The sequence below is a fragment of the Paucihalobacter sp. genome (assembly GCF_036825875.1).
Taxonomy (GTDB): Bacteria; Bacteroidota; Bacteroidia; order Flavobacteriales; family Flavobacteriaceae; genus Paucihalobacter.
This window is the reverse complement of record NZ_DAISXK010000063.1, coordinates 9,019-12,227: the sequence shown is the minus strand read 5'-3', so window position 1 is coordinate 12,227 and position 3,209 is coordinate 9,019. Positions and strand designations below refer to the sequence as shown.

At 34.3% G+C, this 3,209-nt stretch carries 2 protein-coding genes and 1 pseudogene; 1 reads left to right on the top strand and 2 read right to left on the bottom strand.

Annotation, left to right across the window (positions count from 1 at the left end; translation table 11 throughout):
• A pseudogene (locus tag V7Z48_RS12785) lies at window positions 1-1,097 on the top strand (TonB-dependent receptor); the annotation flags it as partial.
• Window positions 1,098-1,172: 75 nt separating this feature from the next.
• Here V7Z48_RS12785 and gldD read toward each other — a convergent pair.
• Complete coding sequence (gene gldD / locus V7Z48_RS12780) at window positions 1,173-1,745, bottom strand: gliding motility lipoprotein GldD (protein WP_334113973.1); 573 nt, start codon at window positions 1,743-1,745, stop codon at window positions 1,173-1,175.
• An 84-nt stretch (window positions 1,746-1,829) separates the two neighbouring features.
• Window positions 1,830-3,146 (bottom strand): gliding motility-associated protein GldE, encoded by a 1,317-nt coding sequence (gene gldE / locus V7Z48_RS12775; protein WP_334113971.1) that lies wholly within the window; start codon window positions 3,144-3,146, stop codon window positions 1,830-1,832.
• Between the last annotated feature and the right edge of the window lie 63 nt (window positions 3,147-3,209).

The following is a 3,209-nucleotide window of genomic DNA, read 5'->3' as shown; positions in this document are numbered from 1 at the left end:
GCGAGATTAACTTATTTGCAAAAGATTTTAGATTACCACAGGTGTTTAAAACAAACATTGCTATTGACCAGAAATTACCTGGAAACTTAACGTTTTCGGCTGATTTTATCTGGAATGATAATATATCGGCTATTACTTACGAAAATATTAATTTACAAGAACCACGATTTAATACCACTGGCGCAGGGTCTAGGCCAAATTATGGGTTTGCTAGAATCGATAACACTTATGATGCTGTGTATTTAGCCTCCAACACAGGATTAGGGAGTTCTTATAACGTAAGTGGAACCTTATCTCATTTCCTTGTGAACGACAAAGTAGATATCAGAACTTCTGCTACTTACTCTTATGGCGAATCAACCGTTTTATTAGATGGTACTAGCTCTCAAAACAGTTCTCAGTGGAGAAATCTTGAAACGGTAAATGGTTCTAACAGACCAGATTTATCTATTTCAGATTTTGATCCTGGACACCGAATCATCACAAATTCAACTATTGAATTTAAGTGGTCAGAGAAAGTTAAAACTCGTATCGGTTTATTCTATGAAGGTGCTGAAGGTGCGCCATTAAGCTATGTAGTTCAAGGTTCAGGTTTATTGAGTGATACTGGTTCTAATTCAGCATTAGCATTTATTCCAGCTAATGAAAGCCAGGCAAATCTTGTTGACAGACCAAACATAACTGCGTCTGAACAATGGGTAGCCTTAAATCAAGCTATTGAAAACAGTGATTACTTAAGAAGCAGAAGAGGCCAGTTTGCCGAAAGAAATGGCGATAGATCAAATTGGTCGCATATCGTAGATTTAAAATTTGCTCAAGAATTTGGAGTTAATTTTGGTGGTCAAAAAATTCACAAGTTTGAATTTACTTTTGACATCTTTAACTTTACAAACCTTATCAATGAAGAATGGGGTGTAAGAACATTCTCGGCTAATAACCAAGTAAGTTTATTAGATTTCCGCGGATTTGCACCTGACGGAACAACACCAACTTTCTCCTATAATCCAGGTGCTGAAGAAAGAGCCAATTTAATTGATGACTCTGGTTTAAACTCATCAAGATGGCAAGCACAAGTTGGTTTAAGATACAGTTTCTAATAACCGCTTAACTATAAAATTAAAAGGCTGTCAATTTTCTTGACAGCCTTTTTTTATTTTCAATTGTTACAATGTTTATTCTTTCCACTTAACAGTCTCCATAATCTGCTTAATATCGTTTTTAAGATATACTGCTGCCGGGTAAATAGAATCGTAGTTGGGTTTGGCGTAGAAATACAAAGAGCCGCTTAAAAAGTGTTTTACACTGTCGGTTACATAAAATTGGGACTGCGATGCTGCATTGCCACCAACTTCATAAAACATCCCGTACACTTTATGTTGTGGGTTTTCGTAAATAACTTCAGCTATTTCATCGGCCTTAATCGTATGCTTTTGTGTGAGGTTTTGGGTATCTCTAATTAAATCTATAAGATTATTGTCTATTTTTCTGTAAGTAAGGTAAATAGTGCCTTTTAATTTTGGATATCGAATATCTATACCATAAGATTGGTTAGCCTCATCTGCTTTAATACTTTCAATTTGCTCCGAAAAACTGTTTTGTTCAAAGCTAAAAGGCACATTAAGGTTCGTTGGTTTGTATTCTGGTTTTGGGTATTCCAAACTTAACATGGCTGATGGTTTCGGTTTTGGATCTGAATTACAACTCAAAATACCAACGCACGATATAACAATTAATAACTTTTTCAAGGGTTTATTTTTTAATTTGAGTGACCGCAATAATTTCGCGATCATATTACCATCTTTTTCAGCTTTTATAAAAGCATTTTAAGGTTAGTTTAAAATTTTTAATTTTACTTGTTTGATGCGCTTTTTGTCTAAAGCTTCTACTGTAAAAACGTACTTTTTAAATTTTATATTGCTCCCGATTCTCGGAAAGCTTCCTGAAAGTTCGAGTAAAAATCCGGCGATGGTTTCGGCTTCACCTCGCTGTTCTTCAAAAGCTTCGTCATCTGTAATTTTTGCAATTTTATAAAAATCTTTTAGACTTGTTTTTCCTTCAAAAATATAATTATTGTCGTCTATTTTCGTGAAAATCACATCGTCATCGTCAAATTCATCGCTAATATCGCCAACAATTTCTTCAATAATATCTTCTAAAGATACCAAACCAGAAGTTCCGCCATATTCGTCAACAACCACAGCAAGGTGTACTTTTTTGGTTTGGAACTCTATCATTAAATCGTCTAGTTTCTTGTTTTCTGGCACGAAAAAAGGGTCTCTTAGTAAACTCTGCCAGTTAAAGGTATTTTTATTTAGATGTGGCAGTAAGTCCTTTACATAAAGAATGCCTTTTACGTTGTCTATACTATCTTCATAAACGGGAATTCTGGAATAACCATGCTCAATAATTTCTAGAATAATTGATTGGTAGGTTTGCTCAATATTTATTGCGAATATATCCAGACGTGGTTTCATGACTTGTTTTGTATCGGTATTGCCAAAGGAAACGATGCCTTCTAAAATTCTCTGGTCTTCAAACTCCGAATTATTTTCGTTGGTGAGTTCTAGGGCTTGAGATAGTTGATTAACACTGAGATTTGATTTTTGTTTTCCTAGAGTATTCTGAAGTTTTATGGTAATATAACGCATAGGAATACTTAAGGGAGAAAAAAGAGTATCTAAAACATTTATCGGAACGGCCATTTTTACGGCAAATTTTTCTCGGTTGCGACTGGCGTATATTTTCGGAACAATTTCACCGAAAAGTAAAATTAAAAACGTGGCCAAAACCACTTCTAAAATGAATTTAGTTATTGTGGATGTTATTTCAAAAAACATGGTTTCACCCAAATAAGCAAACAATAAAACGATGGCTATATTGATAAAATTATTGGCAACCAAAATGGTGGCTAATAATTTTTTTGGCCGTTTAAGCAACTTGTGGATCAGATTAAAACTATCTGGTTTTTGGTTAAGGCCTTTTTCAATATCGGATTTTGAAAGCGAGAAAAATGCTACTTCAGCACCAGAGATAAGCCCTGAACAAATCAGCAAAACAAACATTAATATGGCACTTAATATGAAAGAAGTATCATATTCTGGGGATAGTTGTAAAATGTACGATAAACTCGGAGGTTCGATGTCCAATTGATTATGGATTAAATTATTCTTTTTTAAAACGGTAAATCGTCGTTTGTTGTAGGTTCATGT